Source organism: Kitasatospora sp. NPDC059088 (assembly GCF_042738155.1).
Taxonomy (GTDB): domain Bacteria; phylum Actinomycetota; class Actinomycetes; order Streptomycetales; family Streptomycetaceae; genus Kitasatospora.
This window is the reverse complement of record NZ_JBHYGR010000071.1, coordinates 1-19,489: the sequence shown is the minus strand read 5'-3', so window position 1 is coordinate 19,489 and position 19,489 is coordinate 1. Positions and strand designations below refer to the sequence as shown.

Sequence of the window (19,489 nt, the reverse complement as noted above, 5' to 3'; positions counted from 1 at the left end):
CTGCGGTGTCGGTGTCGACGGACGGGCAGGTCGTCGGGTGGGTTCAGCGGGCGCGGTTGAGGCCGCGCAGGGCCAGCCGCAGCAGGGCGCCGACGTCCGGCGACTGCTGGGCCTCCGCCTCCGGGGTGACGGCGGCGACCGCGTCGTCCGCCTCGCGCGGGGCGTAGCCGAGACCGGTCAGCGCGGAGTGCAGCTGCTCGCTCCACGGCGCGGGGCCGGTGGCGATCGGCTTCTGCGCGGGCACCGCGCCGTGCGGGGCGCCCAGCTTGTCCTTGTACTCCAGCAGCAGCTTGGCCGCCTTCGCCTTGCCGATGCCCGGCACCGCGACCAGCGCCTTCTCGTCCCCGCCCGCCACCGCGGCGCGCAGCGCGTCGGGGCTGTGCACGCCCAGGATCGCCTGGGCCAGCTTGGGGCCCACGCCCGGCGCGGCCTGGAGGATCTCGAACACGGCCCGCTCGTCGTCGTCGGCGAAGCCGAACAGGGTCAGCGAGTCCTCCCGGACCACCAGCGAGGTGGCCAGCCGGGCGGGCTCACCGAGCCGCAGGCCGGCCAGGGTGTTCGGGGTGCACTGGACGGCCATGCCGACCCCACCGACCTCGACCACCGCGATGCCGGAGGCGATGGCCGCCACCGGTCCTTGCACGAAGGCGATCACCGACTACTGCCTTTCACGGAGAAGGGGCCCCGGGCGGGCCCGGAGCGGGCGGCCTCGGCCGCGGCCTGCAGCCGGTTGGTCGTCCCGCCGCGCCAGATGTGGCAGATCGCCAGCGCCAGCGCGTCGGCCGCGTCCGCGGGCTTGGGCGGCGCGTCCAGCCGCAGCAGGCGCTGCACCATGGCCGTGACCTGGGCCTTGTCGGCCCGGCCGGAGCCGGTGACGGCGGCCTTGACCTCACTGGGGGTGTGCAGGGTGACCGGGATGCCGCGCCGGGTGGCGCAGAGCATCGCGACCGCGCTCGCCTGGGCCGTGCCCATCACGGTGCGGACGTTGTGCTGGGCGAAGACCCGCTCGACCGCGACCAGGTCGGGCCGGTGCTCGTCCAGCCAGCTCTCCAGCCCCTGTTCCACCAGCAGCAGCCGCTGCCCGATCTCGGCGTCGGCCGGCGTGCGCACCACGCCCACCCCGGCCATCCGCAACGGCCGGCCCGGCATGCCCTCGACCACGCCGACCCCGCACCTGGTCAGCCCCGGGTCAACACCCAGCACCCGCACGCCACGCCCCGTCCCTCGCCGATCCGCCGCTCACGGCGAGCGGCCTTCGCGAAGGCTACCGCCCGGGTCCGACAACCCCGCCGACGACACCGGCCCGGCGGTCCTGGGACCACCGGGCCGGGCCGTGAGAACGATCACTCACCGTGGCACGGACGACGCCGTGTCACTCGGAGTCGAGCTGCGCGCCGACCTCGTCGGAGATGTCGAAGTTGGCGAAGACGTTCTGCACGTCGTCGCTGTCCTCCAGCGCGTCGATCAGCTTGAAGATCTTGCGGGCGCCGTCGACGTCCAGCTCGACCTGCATGCTCGGGAGGAAGTTGGCCTCGGCCGAGTCGTAGTCGACACCGGCGTCCACCAGCGCGGTGCGCACGGCGACCATCTTGGAGGCCTCGGAGACGATCTCGAAGGACTCGCCGAGGTCGTTGATCTCCTCCGGCTCCTGGTCGAGGACGACCTCGAACAGCTTGTCCTCGTCCACGCCGTCCGCCTTGGGGACGATCACGACGCCCTTGCGGTTGAACAGGTACGACACCGAGCCCGGGTCGGCCATCGAGCCGCCGTTGCGGGTCATCGCGACGCGCACGTCGGAGGCCGCGCGGTTGCGGTTGTCGGTGAGGCACTCGATCAGGACGGCGACACCGTTCGGACCGTAGCCCTCGTACATGATGGTCTGGTAGTCGGCGCCGCCGGCCTCCAGACCGCCACCGCGCTTGACGGCGCGGTTGATGTTGTCGATCGGGACCGAGTTCTTCTTCGCCTTCTGGATGGCGTCGTAGAGGGTCGGGTTACCCGCCGGGTCGGGACCGCCCGTGCGCGCCGCCACCTCGATGTTCTTGATCATCTTGGCGAAGAGCTTGCCGCGCTTGGCGTCGATCACGGCCTTCTTGTGCTTGGTGGTAGCCCACTTAGAGTGGCCGGACATCGCCAGCTCCTTTACGTCGCCAAAGGGAAATGAAACAGGAGAGATCTTACCGGTGTCGTCACGGGTAAGGCGCACACGGCTACCGGAGCCCTACCGGGCGGCGAGGTGCTCCTCGACCATCTTCACGAAGTAGGCGTGCACGCGGTGGTCGCCGGTGAGCTCCGGGTGGAACGAGGTGGCCAGCAGGTTGCCCTGGCGCACGGCCACGATCCGGCTCTCCGGACCGTCCGCACCGGGCAGCTCGGCCAGCACCTCGACGCCCGCGCCGACCGCCTCGACCCAGGGGGCGCGGATGAAGACGCCGTGCACCGGCTCCTCCTCCAGGCCCTTGAAGGCGAGGCCGGACTCGAAGGACTCGTTCTGCCGGCCGAAGGCGTTGCGGCGCACCGTCATGTCGATGCCGCCGACGCTCTCCTGGTCCTCCCGGCCGTCGAGGATCTTGTCGGCCAGCATGATCATGCCCGCGCAGGTGCCGTACACCGGCATGCCGGCCGCGACCCGCGCGCGCAGCGGGTCCATCACGCCGAACAGCAGGGCCAGCTTGGACATGGTGGTGGACTCCCCGCCGGGGATCACCAGTGCGTCGACCTCGGCCAGCTCCTCGGCGCGGCGCACCGGACGGGCCAGCGCGTCGGCCTCGGCCAGCGCCACCAGGTGCTCGCGGACGTCGCCCTGGAGGGCGAGGACGCCGATGACTGGAGTGCTCACGGTCTTCAACCTCTATCGATCGTTACTACGGAAGGACGCGGCGCGGCCCGCCGCACACCGAAGCGCTGCGGCGGGCCGGGCGAAGGGCGGGAGTGACTACCAGCCGCGGTTGGCGTAGCGCTCGGTCTCCGGCAGGGTGTCGCAGTTGATGCCGACCATGGCCTCGCCCAGGTTGCGGGAGGCGTCCGCGATGATCTTCGGGTCGTCGAAGAAGGTGGTGGCCTTCACGATGGCGGCGGCACGCTTGGCCGGGTCGCCCGACTTGAAGATGCCGGAGCCGACGAAGACGCCCTCGGCGCCCAGCTGGCGCATCAGCGCGGCGTCGGCCGGGGTGGCCACGCCACCGGCGGAGAACAGCACGACCGGCAGCTTGCCGAGCTCGGCGACCTCCTTGACCAGCTCGTACGGGGCGCGCAGCTCCTTGGCGGCGGCGTACAGCTCGTTGTGGTCCAGCGCCCGCAGCTGGCCGATCTCGTTCTTGATCTGGCGCAGGTGGCGGACGGCCTCGACGACGTTGCCGGTGCCGGCCTCGCCCTTCGAGCGGATCATGGCCGCACCCTCGGCGATGCGGCGCAGGGCCTCGCCCAGGTTGGTGGCGCCGCAGACGAAGGGGGTGGTGAAGGCGAACTTGTCGGAGTGGTTGACCTCGTCGGCCGGGGTCAGCACCTCGGACTCGTCGATGTAGTCGACACCCAGCGACTGCAGGACCTGGGCCTCCACGAAGTGCCCGATGCGGGACTTGGCCATCACCGGGATGGAGACCGCCTCGATGATCTCCTCGATCATGTTCGGGTCGGACATGCGGGCCACGCCGCCGTCCTTGCGGATGTCGGCCGGAACCCGCTCCAGCGCCATGACGGCCACCGCGCCGGCGTCCTCGGCGATCTTCGCCTGCTCGGCGTTGACCACATCCATGATCACACCGCCCTTGAGCTGCTCGGCCATGCCGCGCTTGACCCGGGCGGTACCGATCTGCGGCTGGTCTGCGGTGGTGGGGGTGGTGGACACGTGAGACCTCACTCGAAGATTAACCAGTGCTATCGCCCTATGGTAGGCAGATCAGGTGGCCCAACCATGCGCCACCAAGTCCAGCCCGGACGACGGGATGCGACAAACGGGCCGTATCCGAGGACAGCCTAAGCAGGTGCTCCCTCGGGCGTAAGGGCGGGCGGCGGGGCGTCGTCCATCTCGAAGGCCATCGGGAACGGCGCCTTGCCCGCCAAGCGGAAGTACCGCACCAGCCGGTGCTCCCGCACCGCCCGCGCCGCCCGCACCGCGTCGTTGTGGAAGCGGCGGGCCATCGGCACCCGCCGCACCGCGGCCGTCAGATCACGAACCGCCTCGTCACCGCCCGGCTCCGCGACCAGCGCCGCCACCTGCTCCGACTCCTCGAACACCGCCCGCAGCGCCAGGCTCAACTGACTCTCCGCCACCTCGCGGTGCTCGTCCTCGGCCTGCCGGGCCGCGTGCGCCGCGTCCAGCAGCAGCAGCGAGGCCGCCGGGTCCAGCAACGAGGACGTCGCCAGCTCCATCGCCACCGAGGCCCGCCGGACCAGCTGCGCGTCCAGCGCCGCCCGCGCGGCGTCGATCCGGGCGTGCAGCCGGTCCAGACGGCCGGCCGTCCAACTCAGGTACATGCCGAACAGCACCACGGCCACGCCGGCCCAGATCCAGGTAGTCACGGACCGCTACGTTACCGGGTGTCACCGGCCGCCCCGCCCGACGTCAGCCCTGCACGACGCCGCTGCGGTAGCTCTCCCGGTCGATGTCCTCGACGTTCACCGCGGTGAACAGCCGCGTCCCCGGCGCCGGCCGCACGTGCTGCGCCAGCAGCGCCACCACGCCCTCGCTCAGCGCCGCCTTCGCCTCCGGCGTACGGCCCGGGAACACCTGGAACTCGACATACACCTGGGCGTCCACCCCGGCGTCGTCCACCGACCCGTCGGAGCCCACCACCAGGTCATCGCTCGGCCGGAACACCGTCTTGCAGGACCCCGGCTTGGCGTCGATCGTCTCCTCCGCCAGCCGGTTGATCGCCAGGCCCAGCGCCCGGCGCTCGAAGGCCCCGGCCAGGCTGGACGAGTAGTCGACGGAGATCTGCGGCATCGTTTCCCCCAGGGGTCACAGTGGTGCGGTCGGCCCGACCCTAACCCCACCGGCACCGGGCGCCACGCAAGCCCCGGCCGTCGGCCCCGGGCCGGACCGAACCGCCCGCGCCCCCCGCTCCCGTCACCGGCGCGTCCTTCGGCTCGGGGCGCTGCGCTCGTCCTCCTCGACCACCGCCGCGGCGCCGCCCGTCACCGTCTCGTACACCGCCAGGATGTCCGCGCCGACCGTCGACCAGTCGAACCGCCGCACGTGCCGCGAAGCCGCCTTGCGCAGCTCCTCCAGCCGCCCCGGATCCCCCAGCAGCCGCAGCGCCGTACGGGCCAGCGCGTCCGCGTCCTCCACCGGGAACAGCTCCCCGGCGTCCCCGCCGTCCAGCACCTGCTTGAACGCGTCCAGGTCGCTGGCCAGCACCGGGGCGCCCGCCGACATCGCCTCGACCAGGATGATCCCGAAGCTCTCGCCACCCGTGTTCGGCGCCACGTACAGGTCCACGCTGCGCAGCAGCCGGGCCTTCTCCCGGTCCGAGACCATGCCCAGGAACTCCACCTGCGCGCGCACCTCGGGCGCCAGGCCGGCCACCGCCTCCTCCTCGTCGCCCTTGCCCGCGACCAGCAGCCGCACCCCCGGCCGCTCCGCCAGGATCCGCGGCAGCGCCGCCAGCAGCGTCGGCAGGCCCTTGCGCGGCTCGTTGATCCGGCCGATGAAACCGATCGTGCCCGGCTCCCCCGCCGCCGCACCGCCCGTCCACCGCTCGTCCGCCTCGGCCTCCGCGAAGAACTCCACGTCCACCCCGTTGGGGATCACCACCGCGTCCCCGCCCAGGTGCTCCACCAGGGTCCGCCGGGCGTACTCCGACACCGCGATCCGGGCCCGCATCTTCTCCAGCCCCGGCTGCAGGATCGGCGAGGCCGCGATCATCGCCCGCGAGCGCGGGTTCGAGGTGTGGAAGGTGCCCACCATCGGCCCGGTCGCCGACCAGGCCGCCAGCATCGACAGGCTCGGCGAGGCCGGCTCGTGCACGTGCAGGATGTCGAAACGCCCCTCGCGCAGCCACCGCCGCACCCGGGCCGCCGACAGGATGCCGAAGCTCAGCCGGGCCACCGACCCGTTGTACGGCACCGCCACCGCCCGCCCCGCCGAGACCACGTACGGCGGCAGCGCCTCGTCGTCCTCGGCCGGCGCCAGCACCGACACCTCGTGCCCCAGACCGATCAGGTGCTCGGCGAGGTCCCGGATGTGGAACTGCACCCCACCGGGGACGTCCCAGTCGTACGGGCAGACGATGCCGATCTTCACGGGTTCCTCAAGCTCCTTCGGGCAGGGTCGGACGGGCAGCCGGGCTCAGGCGCCGGAGGCCCCGGCGGCGGGCTCCTTCGCCGCGTCGGCGCGCCCGGCCGCGGACCCGCCCCCCACCGTCTCACGGGCCGGCAGGTCGGCCGGCCAGAACTTCTGCAGCATGTGCCAGTCCTGCGGGTGCTCGCTGATGCCCTGCTGCCACACGTCCGCGATCGCCTGGGTCATCGCCAGCGTCCGCGCCTTCCGGTCGCCCTCCTCCGGGACCGGCACCTCGGGGTGGATCATCCCCCGCAGCACCGGACCGTCGTACCACAGCGTCGCCGGCAGCAGCGCCGCGCCGGTGCGCTGGGCCAGCGCCGCAGGCCCGGCCGGCATCCGGGTCACCTCACCGAAGAAGGACACCTCGATACCGGCCTCCGAGAGGTCCCGGTCGCCCACCAGGCAGACCAGCTTGCCCGCGCGCAGCCGCCGCGCCAGCGTGCCGATCACGTTCGCTCCGCCGCCGGACAGCGCCAGGACCTCCATGCCCTGGCCCTCCCGGAACTCCACGAACCGGTCGAACAGCCGCTCCGGCTTCAACCGCTCCGCGACCGTCGTGAACGGGTGGCCCAGCTGCGCTATCCAGGTGCCCGCCAAGTCCCAGTTGCCCATGTGCGGCAGCGCCACAACCACACCCCGCCCGGAGTCCAGCGCCTCCCTTATGCGCTCGTAGCCGCCCACCTGGACGTCCCGCAGGACCCGCTCCCGGCTCCACACCGGCAGCCGGAAGGACTCCATCCAGTACCGCAGGTAGGAACGCATCCCGGCTCGCGACAACCGCCGCAGCGCCGCCTCGTGCAGGCCCGGACGCACCCGGCGCAGGTTCGCCTCCAGCTGCCGCACCCGCGGCCCGCGACGACGCCAGGCGTAGTCCGCCAGCCGGTCGAACAGCCACCGCGCCACCGGCTCCGGCAGGTGCTTCAACACCGCCCAGCCCAGCGCGTACGCCCAGTACACCAGTCGGTCCGTCACCGCAGGACGCCCCCCATCAGCTCCCGGCCGCCGCTCGGTCGGCCTCGAACGCCTCACGGCGCACGGTCACCATCCGCTGGACCACCGTCACCAGACTGCCCGCCGCCACCAGCCACAGCGCCACCGGCAGCAGCCACTCCACGTACGGCACCCCGAACACGTGCAGACCGGCCACCCCGGCCGCCACCAGGCTGATCACCAGCCGCTCGGCCCGTTCCACCAGCCCCGACACGTCGCACGGCAGGCCCTGGCTCTCCGCCCGCGCCTTCGTGTACGACACCACCAGGCCACTGGCCAGGCAGAAGATCGCCACCGCGCAGAGCAGGTTGTCGTCGCCCTTGCCCGCGTACCACATGGCCAGACCGCCGAAGATCGCCGCGTCCGCGACCCGGTCCAGCGTGGAGTCCAGGAAGGCGCCCCACTTGCTGGTCCGGCCCAGCTGACGGGCCATGTTCCCGTCCACCAGGTCCGAGAAGATGAACAGCGTGATCGTGATGGTGCCCCAGAAGAACTCCCCGCGCGGGAAGAACACCAGCGCCCCGGCCACCGAACCGGCCGTACCGATCAGCGTCACGGCGTCCGGACTCACGCCCAGCCGGATCAGGAACGCGGCGAACGGGGTCAGAACACGTGTGAAGAAGGCACGCGCGTATTTGTTGAGCATGGCCTTCCCAGCCGCTCCGATTCTCCCGGGTACCCGCCTGGCGCAACACACGCGGCAGACGGCCGGACGAATGAGCCCGCCCGACGCACCCATCGTAGCCACGCCCGGGACACGCTCCGACGCACGCACCGCCGGACGGCCCCCGGCCACCAGGGCCCAGCACGACACGCGCCGGAACGACACCCGACCCTAGACTGCCAAGGACAGCTTCGGCGCCACGGGAGGAGACCCCGATGCCCGACCGCAGCACCGCACGAGCCGGCCAGGCACCCGCCGTCACCGGCCCCACGGACCTGCGCAACGTCGTCCTCGTCGGCTCCAGCGGTGTGGGCAAGACCACCCTCGCCGAATCCCTCGCCCTCGCCGCCGGCGCCACCGCCCGCCCCGGCCGCGTCGCCGACGGCACCACCGTCTCCGACCACGAGGACATCGAGCACCAGCAGCAGCGCTCCGTCCAGCTCTCGCTGCTCCCCCTCGAATGGAAGGGCGTCAAGATCAACCTGATCGACCCGCCCGGCCACCCCGACTTCGCCGCCGACCTGCGCGCCGCCCTGCACGCCGCCGACGCCGCCGTCTTCGTCGTCTCCGCCACCGACCCGGTCACCGCCCCCACCCGCGCCCTCTGGCGCGAGTGCGCCGCCGAGGGCATCCCCCGGGCCATCGCCGTCGCCAAACTCGACCTCGCCCGCACCGGCTTCGACGACATCCTCACCAGCTGCCACGACGCCTTCGAGCTCGGCCCGGACACCCTGCGCCCGCTCTTCCTGCCCGTCCTCCACGACGGACACCCCGACGGCAGCATCGACCTCCTCACCGGCGACACCTACGGCGACGCCGATCCCCTCCCCGACACCGGCCCCGCCCACGAGAGCCTCGTCGAAGCCATCTCCGGCCAGGACGACACCCTCATGGAGCGCTACCTCTCCGGCGACCCCCTCGACACCGACTCCCTCGAAGCCGGGCTGCGCCGCGAAGTCCTCGACTGCACCCTCCACCCCGCCGTCCCCACCAGCGACAACGGCCTCGGCGCCGCCGAACTCCTCGACCTGATCACCCACGCCTTCCCGAACCCCACCGAACGCACCCGCCCCGCCCCCGCCTGCGACCCCGACGCCCCGCTCGCCGCCCAGGTCGTCCGCGTCACCGGCGACGCCTACGTCGGCCGGATCAGCCTGCTGCGCGTCTACGCCGGCACCCTGCGCCCCGACAGCCGGATCCACCTCGTCGGCCCCGCCCACACCGCCGACCAGAACGGCGACGAACGCGTCACCGGCCTCACCAGCCCCTTCGGCAAACTCCAGCGCCCCGTCCCGCACGCCGTCGCCGGAGACCTCGTCTGCGCCGCCAAACTCACCACCGCCCGGGCCGGCGACACCGTCCACGACCCCGGCCACCCCGTCGAACTCGACGGCTGGACCCTCCCCGAACCCCTGCTCCCGATCGCCGTCGAAGCCCACAGCAAGGCCGACGACGACAAGCTCTCCCAGGCCCTCACCCGGCTCACCGCCGAGGACCCGGCCCTACGGCTCGAACAGAACCCCGACACCCACCAGCTCGTCCTCTGGTGCACCGGCGAAGCCCACGCCGAGGTCGTCCTCGACCGGCTGCGCACCCGCCACGGCGTCCACGTCGACACCGTCGAACCCAAGGTCGCCCTGCGCGAGACCTTCGGCACCGCCGCCGCCGGCCACGGACGCCTCGTCAAACAGTCCGGCGGCCACGGCCAGTACGCCATCTGCGACCTGGAGGTCGAACCCCTCCCGGCCGGCTCCGGCTTCGAGTTCCAGGAGCACGTCGTCGGCGGCGCCGTCCCCAAGCACTTCATCCCCTCCGTCGAGAAGGGCGTCCGCGCCCAGCTCGCCAAGGGCGTCGCCACCGGCTTCCCGCTCGTCGACGTCCGGGTCACCCTCACCGACGGCAAGGCGCACTCCGTCGACTCCTCCGACGCCTCCTTCCAGAACGCCGCCGCCCTCGCCCTGCGCGACGCCGCCGAACACGCCGTCATCCGGCTGCTCGAACCCGTCGCCGCCGTCAGCGTCCTGCTGCCCGATGAGTACCTCGGCGCCGTCCTCGGCGACCTCTCCGCACGCCGCGGCCGCGTCCTCGGCACCGAAACCGGCGGCCAGGGGCTGACCCTGCTGCGCGCGGAGGTCCCCGAACTCGAACTCGTCCGCTACCCGGTCGACCTGCGCTCCCTCACCCACGGCACCGCCGAGTTCTCCCGCGCCTACCTGCGCCACGAACCCATGCCCGCCGCCCTGGCCGGGCGCTACACCGACTGAGCCGGCTTCCGGTTCGGCAGCGCGCACGCCGCCGTACCCCCCGGCATCCGGTGCCGGTTCCGCGACACCCATCGGTACACCGCAGCCGCCACCGGCCGCACCGGCGCCAAGGTCAACAGCGCGCCCAGGTACGCCCACGCGCCCCCGGTGCGCAGCAGCAGCCGCGCCACCGCCTGCGCGCCCCCGTACACCCGGCCGGCCGGCGTCACCCACAGCACCTCGCGCTCGGCCCGCTCGGCCGCCACCTCACCGCGGCCGCCCGCCACCGCGTCCAGCTCCGCCAGGTCCGCGAACTGGAACGGCACCGCCTCCCAGCCACCCGAGGCCAGCGTCTGCCGCAGGTACCGCTCCCCCCAGCGCACGCAGGACGAACAGAACGCGCAGTCCCCGTCGAAGACCAGCACCGGATCCTTCACCACGACAACCCCCTTCATCGCCTTCACCTCCATCCTCCTCCACCCTCACGCCGTCGGCCCGGGCGGGTATCGACCCGGCCGAAGCTGGGCATCATGCCCCTCAGGCCCCGGTGCGGCCGGAACGCACCGCTTCGTGACGGTAGTTCAGACGATCATCCGCGCAGGGGTGCCACGGCACGGTAACCTGCCGCTGACAAGGGGAGGAGCAGACGCCACCGTGGCCACACTCGACATGACCCCGGGTGCGCAGATACCCCGGACCGACACCGGCCCGCAGACGGCCGTCACCCAGGCGCTCTCCTCCGCCGCCTACCGCGACGGCGAGATCGGCAAGTTCGTCACCGACGTCACCGACGCCAAGGAGAAGAAGGGCCGCTTCGCGCTCTTCCGCCCCAACCTCGGCGAGGCCTTCAGCAAGGCCCTGGTCTCGCGCGCCCTCGGCGGCGACCGCAAGCCCCTCGTCCCCTCCTTCGGCGTCGACACCCGCCAGGTCGTCGAGCACTGCCTGGCCGCCGAGGAACTCCGGCACGCCCGCGACCGGCAGCTCAGCACCGTCACCGTCGTCACCGGCCTGCTCTTCCTCCCCGGCACCCTGATCTGGCTCGGCGCCTTCCAACTGCGCGCCTGGCTCAAGCGGGACAGCGCCCGGGGGGCCGACACCTACGGCGCCCTCGCCCTGATCGCGGTCGCCGTCCTGGCCGGCTACCTGGCGCTGTTCCCGCCGGCGGCGGGCGTCCTCGGCGTCTACCTGCGGATCACCATGCTCGCCCCGGTGCTCGGCTGGTACCTCGCCCGCCGGATCGTCGAACGCTCCGCCACCGACCTCCGCGCCCGCTGGCAGGCCCTGGTCGAGGGCAGCGCCGTCGCCGCCACCGTCGCCAAGGCCGTCCCCCGCGACGACCTGGACAAGAAGGCCAACGACCTGCGCGACAAGCTCGGCCGGCTGGACGCCGAGCAGGAGACCAACGTCCACCACTACGCCGGCCCCAAGGGCATCCTCGGGGCCGGCCGCCGCTGGGGCGAGTGGCGCCTGGCCGACACCCTGCACCCCGCCGAGGGCCACGCCGACTTCCGGGCCTTCCACCCCTGGGACCTGGTCCGCCGGATCTCCGCCCACCTCAAGGGCCTCGGGGTCAGCCACGTCGCCAACAGCGGCATCCCCAACGTGGCCATCAAGCAGTGGGCGGTCTTCGACATCGGCGAGGGCGCGGACGAGATCAGCCGCCCCGGCGGCGCCGACATGGACGGCGAGCGGATGCGCGACTTCGCCGTGCAGAGCCTCGCCGACAAGCAGACCTTCTCCGGCGGCCCCCGGCACTACCTGGCCACCCAGTTCATCACCCACGACGGCAAGTTGATCATCACCTTCACCGTCACGGTGACCCTGCTCGCCAACGTGCTGAACATCTCGGTGGCCGGCTACGCGCTCGGCCCGGTCAAGGGCGTCTTCTTCGACAAGCCCAAGAACAAGGAGAAGTCGGTCGCCAAGACCGTGCGGTTCTGGGAGGAGCGCACCGTCAAGCTCCCCCTGATCGACAACGACGAGGTGGTCCGCCAGGCCGTCCGCGCACCGTTCCACAAGATGCCCGGCCTGCTCGGCTGGCTCGGCGGCGGCCTCGGCCTGCCCGAGCCGTTCGGACTCCGGCACTCCTGGGTCGGCACCGCCTGGAACAACCGCTCCATGGTCGACAACGCCATGAACGCCTCCGTGCCGGTGCTCAGCGCGGTGCACACCGCCACTCTGGAGTTCCTCCAGGAGCACGACCTCGACGCGGACCGCTTCTTCAAGACCCGCACCTCGATCATCAAGTCCGAGGCGCAGAGCCCCCGCCCGTACAAGGTCGACGAGTTCAGCGCCGACTGACCGGGAGCGACACGTGAAGAGGGGCCACCACCGAACTCCTCGGTGGCGGGCCCCTCTTCGCGCGTCCGGCCGGCTCAGCCCTGCGGCCAGGCCTCGGCCAGCATCTTGCGGGTGTCCGCCAGCAGCTGCGGCAGCACCTTGGTGTGGCCGACCACCGGCATGAAGTTGGTGTCCCCGCCCCAGCGCGGCACCACGTGCTGGTGCAGGTGCGCCGCGATCCCGGCCCCGGCCGCCGCGCCCTGGTTCATCCCGATGTTGAACCCGTGCGCCCCCGAGGCGGCCCGCAGCGCGGTCATCGCCTTCTTGGTGAAGTCCGCCAGCTCGGCCGTCTCCGCCTCGTCGAGGTCGGTGTAGTCGGCCACGTGCCGGTACGGGACCACCATCAGGTGCCCGCCGTTGTACGGGTACAGGTTCAGCACCGCGAACACGGCGCTCCCCCGGGCGATGACCAGCCCCTCCTCGTCGCTCAGCGACGGGATCGAGCAGAACGGACAACCGTCGTCCGGAGCCGGGCCGGTGGGCTTGTTCTCACCCTGGATGTACGCCATCCGATGGGGGGTCCACAGGCGGCGGAAGCCGTCCGGCTCACCGACACCCCGCTGCAGTTCCGGCTCAGTCGTCATGCTGATCAGCATATTCGCCCGGGGGTGCTTGCAAAGCCGCGCGGGGCAGACTCTTGAAGAGCCTGCCCCGCGCTTAACCTCGGCGACTGCCTCGGCGACCGGAACGCCGTTAGGGTCACCCCCGCTCAGGCGGGGAACTCACACCTGGATACGGCGCGCCACGGCATCAACGATCTCGGCGATGGCCTGGTCACGCGGCACGCCGTTCTTCTGCTCGCCGTTGCGGTAACGGAAGGAGACCGCGCCCGCCTCGACATCGTCGTTGCCGGCGATCAGCATGAACGGGACCTTGGTCTTCTGGGCGTTCCTGATCTTCTTCTGCATGCGGTCGTCCGAGGTGTCCACCTCGACCCGGATCCCCTGCTTCTTGAGCTCGGCCGCGACCTCCAGCAGGTACGGCACGTGCTCGTCGGTGATCGGGATGCCGGTCACGGTGACCGGAGCCAGCCACGGCGGCATGGCACCGGCGTAGTGCTCCAGCAGCACCGCGAAGAACCGCTCGATCGAACCGAACAGCGCACGGTGGATCATGACCGGCCGCTGACGCGAACCGTCCGCCGCCGTGTACTCCAGGTCGAAGCGCTCGGGCAGGTTGAAGTCGAGCTGGATGGTCGACATCTGCCAGGTACGGCCGATGGCGTCCCGCGCCTGCACCGAAATCTTCGGGCCGTAGAAGGCCGCGCCGCCCGGGTCCGGGACCAGCGGCAGGCCCTGCTTCTCGGCCACGCTCGCCAGGACGCGGGTGGCCTCCTCCCAGGTCTCGTCCGAACCGACGTACTTGACCGGGTCCTTGGTCGACAGCTCCAGGTAGAAGTCGGTCAGACCGTAGTCACGGAGGAGGTTGAGCACGAAGGTCAGCGTGGAGTCGAGCTCCTCCGCCATCTGCTCACGGGTGCAGTAGATGTGGGCGTCGTCCTGCGTGAAGCCGCGGGCACGGGTCAGGCCGTGCACCACACCGGACTTCTCGTAGCGGTACACCGTCCCGAACTCGAAGAGGCGCAGCGGCAGTTCACGGTACGAGCGGCCGCGCGCGTCGAAGATCAGGTTGTGCATCGGGCAGTTCATCGGCTTGAGGTAGTAGTCCACGCCCTCGTCGAGCTGCATGGGCGGGTACATACCGTCCGCGTACCAGTCGAGGTGGCCGCTCTTCTCGAAGAGCTTCCCCTTGGTGGCGTGCGGGGTGTAGACGAACTCGTAGCCCTCTTCCTCGTGCCGCTTGCGCGAGTAGTCCTCCATCGCGCGGCGGATGATGCCGCCCTTGGGGTGGAAGACGGCGAGGCCGGAGCCGATCTCCTCGGGGATGGAGAAGAGGTCGAGCTCGTTGCCGAGCTTGCGGTGGTCGCGCTTCTCGGCCTCGACGAGGAAGTCGAGGTGGGCCTTGAGCTCGTCCTTGGTCGGCCAGGCGGTCCCGTAGATGCGCTGCAGCATCGGGTTCTTCTCGCTGCCGCGCCAGTACGCGGCGGCGTTGCGCATCAGCTTGAACGCCGGGATGTGGCGGGTGCTGGGCAGGTGCGGGCCGCGGCAGAGGTCGCCCCAGCACTGCTCGCCGCTCTTGGCGTCCAGGTTGTCGTAGATGGTGAGCTCGCCGGCGCCGACCTCGACGTCGGCGCCCTCGCCGGCGGTGGCGGCGGAGCCCTTGAGGCCGATCAGCTCCAGCTTGTACGGCTCGGCGGCCAGCTCCTCGGCGGCGGCCTCGTCGGTGACCACGCGGCGGGAGAACTTCTGCCCGCGCTTGATGATCTCCTGCATCCGCTTCTCGATGGCCTTGAGGTCATCGGGGTGGAAGGGCTTCTCGACGTCGAAGTCGTAGTAGAAGCCGTCCTTGACCGGCGGGCCGATGCCGAGCTTGGCCTCGGGGTAGAGCTGCTGCACGGCCTGGGCCATGACGTGCGCGGTGGAGTGGCGCAGGATGTCCAGGCCGTCCTTGCTGCCGATCGCGACCGGCTCGACCTCGTCGCCGTCCTGGACGGCGTACGCGAGGTCCTTGAGCTGGCCGCCGACGCGGGCGGCGATGATCGAGCGGTCGTCGGCGAAGAGCTCGGCGGCCGTAGTGCCCGTGGTCACCACGCGCTCTTCCCGATCGGGTTCGCGGTTGATGATTACCCGGACGTCCGTCACCGGTCTCTCCTGACGTGCTGGATTCAGAGGACGCAACACTGCGCTGCGCGTGACGATGGTACCGAGAGCACCAGCCGCACCGCGCACTCAGGACCTCTCCCCTCTCTCCTGGAGCCCCTTGAGCAGCCGCTCGCGGTCGTCGTCCGCCCAACCGCACAGCTCCAGGCCGTGCGGGCGGGTCAGCCGGCGGAAGCCGTCGCGGCGTTCCAGGCGGCCGGAGACCCGGACCGGGACGCCGGTGAGGTGGGCCTCGGCGGCGAGCCGGTAGTCGGGGTCGGGCAGTCCGACCTTGAGTTCGCGGACCTCGGCGCCGCCGAGCACCCGGAGCCGTATCGAGCCCGGTCCGGCGGGGTCGGCGCGCTTGAGCCGGACGACCACGCCGACGACGGTGACGTCGACGGCGGGTTCGATCCGCTCCAGCAGTTCGGCGGCCTCGGCGAGGGCGGGCAGGTCCCCGGGGGAGAAGTCGAGCTCGATCCGGCGGTCGCCGAATCCGCCCGGGGTGCCGGCGGCGGGCGACCAGGCGACGGTGAGCCGGGCGGCGGTCGCGCCGCGGACGAGGTCCTCGACGGACCGGACGAGTTCGCGGCTGACCCCGGAGCGGACGGCGTTCTCGAAGGCCTCGGGCCCGCCGCTGACCCGGCGGTAGTCGACCGCGTCGCGCAGCGCCTCCAGGGCGCGGACCAGGGTGGTGACGGCGGTGCGGCCCTCGGGGGCGGGGGTGTAGGCGGTCAGGGCGGCGCCCTGGTCGACGGCGCCCTGTTCGACCAGGAGGACGCGGTCCAGGAACTCCCCGGCGAGGCCGTCCAGCCGGGCACCGAAGTAGCCGGCGGTGGTCCGGCCGGCCTTGGCCCCGGCGGCGAGCATCGAGCGCGCGGCCCGCTGGAGCCGTTCGGCGTCGTCCCAGGGGGTGGCGTCGGCGGGGCCGGGCAGTTCGCGGCGCCAGTTGAGCTCGTCGCCGGGGACGACGAGGGCGAGGAGGATCGAGCGGGCGGAGGGGGTGCGGGAGCGGGAGAGCGCGGTGACGGCGTCGGTGAGGAGGTCGACGGCGTCGTCGAAGCCGTCGGCGGTGGGGAGGAGGAGGCTGGTGCCGGGTTCGCCGTCCGGCGGGGTCCAGCGGCCGTACCGGGCGGCGGGGCCGCCGCGCCGGATCCAGCCGTGCCGGGCGAGCAGGGTGGCGAGCACCGCGGGGTCGACCGTGGCCGGGTCGGGCAGGGCCCGGCCCTCCGGTCCGTTCGGCAGGGTCATGGGCGTGCTTCCTCGCTGCCGGGGCCGGGCGGTCACGGGCTGCCGCCCGCGCCGACCCGGGCCATGATGTCGCAGAGCGCGCGGTCGTCGAAGACCTTGTCGGTGGGCACCCGGACGTTGGTGCGCCGCTTCCCGGTGACGGGGTGGCCGGCCAGGTTGACCCAGTAGCAGCAGTGCCGCAGTTCGAGGGCGTCCGGGCGGGCCCGGAGCCAGTGGTCGATCCGGCGCGGCAGCAGCATCACGACCAGGATCCGCGGGACGGCGACCCGGGCTCGGGCGAGCTTGCGCAGGTGGTCGTTGTCCAGGGTGAAGCTGAAGAACGGCCCGGCCGGACCGGGTGCGATCTGCTGGGTCGCCTTGAGCTGGATCTTGATGGTGACCTCGTCGTCCACGTCGTGCTCCCGGGAGCCGTGGCTGACCTGCCAGTCGATGCCGTTGTCCGGGAACGGCTGGGAGAGCGAGCAGCCGGCCGCCGCGGCGACCGCGTGCAGGTAGCCGACCTGCAGCGTCTCCATGCAGGCGGTGACCGCGAGGTTCCCCCTGAGTGTGGTCGCCGCGCCGTCGGGCTGCGGCTGTGTCAGTGCCATCGCCCCGTGGCCTCCCCCGGCTCCGGGCCCGTCCGGGCCGAGCGGCCCAGTGGCAGGATCCCCGGTCGGAGCTGGGCCAAACGGGTTGAGCGACCGTCAGAACCGGGTATCACCAGGGCGCGGAACGCACGCCTGAGGGGCAGTCATGCAGCAGCACTGGTACACCGGCCCGCTCGCTTCCTTCGACACCGAGACGACCGGCGTGGACGTGGAGTCCGACCGCATCGTCTCCGCCGCCCTGGTCGTCCAACTCACCCCGGGCGCACCGGCGCAGACCACCACCTGGCTCGCCGATCCTGGCGTGCCGATCCCGGACGGGGCGCGGGCGGTGCACGGCATCACCGACGACCAGGTCCGCACGTACGGGCGCCCGGCCCGCACGGTGGTGGCCGAGGTCACCCGCGCGCTGGCGGCCCAGGCGCGGGCCGGCCGCCCGGTGGTGGTGATGAACGCCCCCTACGACCTGACCCTGCTGGACCGGGAGTTGCGGCGCCACCACGGCCTGCCGTTGAGCACCGGGCTGGACGGGGCGGGGCTGGTGGTGCTGGATCCGCGGGTGCTGGACAAGCACGTGGACCGCTACCGCAAGGGCCGGCGGACGCTGACCGACCTGTGCGCCCACTACGGGGTGGACCTCGCCGGGGCGCACGACGCGGCGGCGGACGCGACGGCGGCCCTGTCGTTGATCCGGCGCATAGGCGCCCGCTATCCGGCGGCGCTCGGCGGACTGACGGCGGCGGAGCTGCACCTGCGGCAGGCGGTCTGGCACGCGGCGCAGGCCCGGGGGCTGCAGGCCTGGTTCGACCGCTCGGGAACGCCGGAGCGGGTGGACCTGTCGTGGCCGCTGCGGCCGGCCCGGTGCGTCTGCGGTCGTCGGCTGGAGCCGGAGCACGGGTGCCGGGCGGCGGCATAGCCCTTCACCGGCACGACGGCCCGGAACGCGCCGCAGGCCCCGACCGGTTTCCTGGTCAGGGCCTGCGTGCTGTCCGGGTGGGCGATACTGGGATCGAACCAGTGACCCCTTCGGTGTGAACGAAGTGCTCTCCCGCTGAGCTAATCGCCCGGGCAACGAGAAGAACTCTAGCACCATTCGGGGGCGGTCGTACAACTCGCTCTTCCGGGGTACGGCCGACGCACCCACAGAACTCGCGCTCCGCACGGAAGATGACTGGCCCTCAGCCGGATTCGATACCGGCTCTTCGGATGGATTTCCGGAAATACATGTGAGGCCCAGCCGATAATCGACTGGGCCTCACATATCACAATGCATTCCGGTGGGCGATACTGGGATCGAACCAGTGACCCCTTCGGTGTGAACGAAGTGCTCTCCCGCTGAGCTAATCGCCCGGGTGCAGGGAAAACATTACCGCATCCCGGAGGGTGCTCCGAACACCCCGCCCGCCGGCGACCCCGCCCCAACGCCCGGGGCCGGGGCCTCCCCGCCACCCGTCCCGCCCCTCCCGCCCGCGCGCACGACTCGTCGGGCCCGGCCGCACCACCCGCTCCCCTGTTCCCGGCCCGCCCGGCACTCCGACGGACCGCCTGCACGCCGAACCGGAATCCGACCGAGAAGAACCGCCGGTAATGCCCCGGGCGGGTACTCCGGGGCGATTCCGCAATGCGCCGTAAGGGGTACGACTCGCGCCCGAATCGGGACAGAGGGGTTTACATCGGTCTTGGGGGTGGGATGGTCCGTTCGCCGACGTGCGATTCCCCGAGCGCACACTGAGCGAAAGGCCATGGCGCTTATGAACACCACGGTCAGCTGCGAGCTGCACCTGCGCCTCATCGTGTCCAGCGAGTCCTCACTGCCCGTCCCCGCGGGCCTGCGCTACGACACCGCCGACCCCTACGCCGTGCACGCCACGTTCCACACGGGCGCCGACGAGACCGTGGAGTGGGTGTTCGCCCGAGATCTCCTCGCGGAGGGGCTGCACCGACCCACCGGTACCGGCGACGTCCGGGTGTGGCCGTCGCGCAGCCACGGGCAAGGGGTGGTCTGCATCGCCCTGAGCTCTCCGGAAGGAGAAGCCCTGCTGGAAGCCCCGGCCCGCGCGCTTGAGTCGTTCCTCAAGCGGACGGACGCCGCGGTGCCCCCCGGCACCGAACACCGTCACTTCGACCTCGACCGGGAGCTGTCCCACATCCTCGCCGAAAGCTGACCCCGACCGGAGGCGGTCCAGCCCCGCTGTCGGCGGGGCCGTACTTCCTGCCGTCATCGCTGCCGTCCTACTCGGGGGCACGGCAGCGGACTCAGCCGCGCACCACGCGGTCTCGGGGCCGGTGAAACGGCCCGCTCCCACCGGAGCGGGGCCACAGCACCGCAGGCGCCCCGGAGACGGGGCCCCCCCCCCAGAACCCGGGCCCGCCCCCCCCCCCCGCCGCCCCCCCCCCCCCGCGCGGCCCCGCCCCCCCCCCCCCCCCCCCCGGCG

19 protein-coding genes and 2 tRNA genes are annotated in these 19,489 nt (G+C 72.2%); 4 read left to right on the top strand and 17 right to left on the bottom strand.

The window, feature by feature from the left end:
- Positions 1-43: 43 nt before the first annotated feature.
- From ruvA to pgsA, 10 genes are all read right to left on the bottom strand, one after another.
- Positions 44-655 carry a Holliday junction branch migration protein RuvA gene (gene ruvA, locus ACFWXO_RS27675; protein WP_380406865.1) on the bottom strand — a complete coding sequence of 204 codons (612 nt, stop codon included), beginning with the start codon at positions 653-655 and terminating at the stop codon, positions 44-46.
- On the bottom strand, positions 652-1,209 hold the full coding sequence (ruvC, locus tag ACFWXO_RS27670; protein WP_380526837.1) for a crossover junction endodeoxyribonuclease RuvC: 558 nt from the start codon (positions 1,207-1,209) through the stop codon (positions 652-654). The genes ruvA and ruvC overlap by 4 nt, the downstream gene beginning before the upstream one ends.
- A 163-nt stretch (positions 1,210-1,372) precedes the next feature.
- Complete coding sequence (locus ACFWXO_RS27665) at positions 1,373-2,131, bottom strand: YebC/PmpR family DNA-binding transcriptional regulator (RefSeq protein WP_375890018.1); 759 nt, start codon at positions 2,129-2,131, stop codon at positions 1,373-1,375.
- A gap of 90 nt (positions 2,132-2,221) precedes the next feature.
- Positions 2,222-2,839: a pyridoxal 5'-phosphate synthase glutaminase subunit PdxT gene (gene pdxT, locus ACFWXO_RS27660; protein WP_375890020.1), complete on the bottom strand. Its 618-nt coding sequence runs from the start codon at positions 2,837-2,839 to the stop codon at positions 2,222-2,224.
- 96 nt (positions 2,840-2,935) lie between these two features.
- Positions 2,936-3,847, bottom strand: coding sequence for a pyridoxal 5'-phosphate synthase lyase subunit PdxS (gene pdxS / locus ACFWXO_RS27655; RefSeq protein ID WP_375890021.1), 912 nt, complete (start codon positions 3,845-3,847; stop codon positions 2,936-2,938).
- Between the two features lie 128 nt (positions 3,848-3,975).
- Positions 3,976-4,521 (bottom strand): hypothetical protein, encoded by a 546-nt coding sequence (locus tag ACFWXO_RS27650; protein WP_375890023.1) that lies wholly within the window; start codon positions 4,519-4,521, stop codon positions 3,976-3,978.
- Positions 4,522-4,564: 43 nt separating this feature from the next.
- A complete protein-coding gene (locus ACFWXO_RS27645; RefSeq protein WP_380526834.1) occupies positions 4,565-4,945 on the bottom strand; it encodes a 5-carboxymethyl-2-hydroxymuconate Delta-isomerase in 381 nt (126 codons plus the stop codon).
- A 123-nt stretch (positions 4,946-5,068) separates the two neighbouring features.
- Entirely contained in the window at positions 5,069-6,244 is a 1,176-nt protein-coding gene (locus ACFWXO_RS27640) for a glycosyltransferase family 4 protein (RefSeq protein WP_380526832.1), read from the bottom strand.
- Between the two features lie 45 nt (positions 6,245-6,289).
- Entirely contained in the window at positions 6,290-7,255 is a 966-nt protein-coding gene (locus ACFWXO_RS27635; protein ID WP_380526830.1) for a phosphatidylinositol mannoside acyltransferase, read from the bottom strand.
- A 16-nt stretch (positions 7,256-7,271) separates the two neighbouring features.
- Positions 7,272-7,919, bottom strand: a complete 648-nt coding sequence (gene pgsA, locus ACFWXO_RS27630) for a phosphatidylinositol phosphate synthase (RefSeq protein WP_380526828.1) — start codon at positions 7,917-7,919, stop codon at positions 7,272-7,274.
- 233 nt (positions 7,920-8,152) lie between these two features.
- On the opposite strand from pgsA, the gene ACFWXO_RS27625 reads away from it, so the two are divergent.
- Entirely contained in the window at positions 8,153-10,201 is a 2,049-nt protein-coding gene (locus tag ACFWXO_RS27625) for an elongation factor G-like protein EF-G2 (protein ID WP_380526826.1), read from the top strand.
- On the opposite strand, the gene ACFWXO_RS27620 is transcribed toward ACFWXO_RS27625, so the two are convergent.
- The gene (locus ACFWXO_RS27620; RefSeq protein ID WP_380526857.1) at positions 10,189-10,635 is read right to left on the bottom strand and encodes a thiol-disulfide oxidoreductase DCC family protein; all 447 of its coding nucleotides are present in this window, start codon (positions 10,633-10,635) and stop codon (positions 10,189-10,191) included. The genes ACFWXO_RS27625 and ACFWXO_RS27620 overlap by 13 nt on opposite strands.
- A 199-nt stretch (positions 10,636-10,834) precedes the next feature.
- Here ACFWXO_RS27620 and ACFWXO_RS27615 point away from each other — a divergent pair, with 199 nt between their 5' ends.
- Positions 10,835-12,481: a hypothetical protein gene (locus ACFWXO_RS27615; protein ID WP_380526824.1), complete on the top strand. Its 1,647-nt coding sequence runs from the start codon at positions 10,835-10,837 to the stop codon at positions 12,479-12,481.
- A gap of 74 nt (positions 12,482-12,555) precedes the next feature.
- On the opposite strand, the gene ACFWXO_RS27610 is transcribed toward ACFWXO_RS27615, so the two are convergent.
- The 4 genes from ACFWXO_RS27610 to ACFWXO_RS27595 form a co-directional block, all read right to left on the bottom strand.
- The gene (locus ACFWXO_RS27610) at positions 12,556-13,116 is read right to left on the bottom strand and encodes an HIT domain-containing protein (RefSeq protein WP_350507180.1); all 561 of its coding nucleotides are present in this window, start codon (positions 13,114-13,116) and stop codon (positions 12,556-12,558) included.
- Positions 13,117-13,242: 126 nt separating this feature from the next.
- Complete coding sequence (gene thrS, locus ACFWXO_RS27605; RefSeq protein ID WP_380526822.1) at positions 13,243-15,222, bottom strand: threonine--tRNA ligase; 1,980 nt, start codon at positions 15,220-15,222, stop codon at positions 13,243-13,245.
- 87 nt (positions 15,223-15,309) lie between these two features.
- Positions 15,310-16,470: a hypothetical protein gene (locus ACFWXO_RS27600; RefSeq protein ID WP_375890040.1), complete on the bottom strand. Its 1,161-nt coding sequence runs from the start codon at positions 16,468-16,470 to the stop codon at positions 15,310-15,312.
- A gap of 32 nt (positions 16,471-16,502) precedes the next feature.
- Positions 16,503-17,057 (bottom strand): DUF4365 domain-containing protein, encoded by a 555-nt coding sequence (locus ACFWXO_RS27595; RefSeq protein ID WP_380526820.1) that lies wholly within the window; start codon positions 17,055-17,057, stop codon positions 16,503-16,505.
- Between the two features lie 145 nt (positions 17,058-17,202).
- Here ACFWXO_RS27595 and ACFWXO_RS27590 point away from each other — a divergent pair, with 145 nt between their 5' ends.
- Positions 17,203-17,970 carry an exonuclease domain-containing protein gene (locus ACFWXO_RS27590; protein WP_375890042.1) on the top strand — a complete coding sequence of 256 codons (768 nt, stop codon included), beginning with the start codon at positions 17,203-17,205 and terminating at the stop codon, positions 17,968-17,970.
- Between the two features lie 78 nt (positions 17,971-18,048).
- On the opposite strand, the gene ACFWXO_RS27585 is transcribed toward ACFWXO_RS27590, so the two are convergent.
- A tRNA-Val gene (locus tag ACFWXO_RS27585) sits at positions 18,049-18,120 on the bottom strand.
- Positions 18,121-18,332: 212 nt separating this feature from the next.
- Positions 18,333-18,404, bottom strand: a tRNA-Val gene (locus tag ACFWXO_RS27580).
- A 401-nt stretch (positions 18,405-18,805) separates the two neighbouring features.
- On the opposite strand from ACFWXO_RS27580, the gene ACFWXO_RS27575 reads away from it, so the two are divergent.
- The gene (locus ACFWXO_RS27575) at positions 18,806-19,219 is read left to right on the top strand and encodes an SsgA family sporulation/cell division regulator (protein WP_030056266.1); all 414 of its coding nucleotides are present in this window, start codon (positions 18,806-18,808) and stop codon (positions 19,217-19,219) included.
- The last annotated feature ends 270 nt before the right edge of the window (positions 19,220-19,489 follow it).